1 protein-coding gene is annotated in these 462 nt (G+C 73.4%); it reads right to left on the bottom strand.

Annotated elements, in window-relative coordinates:
* A partial coding sequence (locus tag ACW73L_RS22175; protein WP_498924713.1) for an AMP-binding enzyme occupies positions 1–462 on the bottom strand: 462 nt, incomplete at both ends.

The following is a 462-nucleotide window of genomic DNA, read 5'->3' as shown; positions in this document are numbered from 1 at the left end:
CAAGGCCCGCCGGTCCAGCTTGCCGCTCGCCAGCCGCGGCAGACGCTCCAGCACCATGATCCGCTGCGGCAGGAGATAGGCCGGCAGCCGTTGCTGCAGGGCCGCACGCAGGGCGTCTTCAGCCAGCCCGTTGCCGGCCACGTAGGCCACCAACTGCGGGCCGGTCGTCGCCGCCTCGTGCAACACCACCGCCGCCTCGACCACGCCCGGCAACTGCCGCAGCGCCGCTTCGATCTCGCCCGGTTCGATGCGGTAGCCGCGCAGCTTGAGTTGCTGGTCGGTGCGACCGAGGAAGTCGATCACGCCGTCGCTCCGCTGCCGCACCCGGTCGCCGGTGCGGTACAGCCGCGACCCCGGCGGCCCGAACGGGTCGGGCAGGAAGCGTTCCGCGGTCAGCCCCGGCTGGCCGTGGTAGCCCCGGGCCAGCAAGGGTCCGCCGATGAACAACTCGCCGGCCAGGCC

This window comes from Methylolobus aquaticus, from assembly GCF_054172105.1.
The sequence above is the reverse complement of the archived record's forward strand: the minus strand, read 5'-3'. Positions and strand labels throughout refer to the sequence as shown.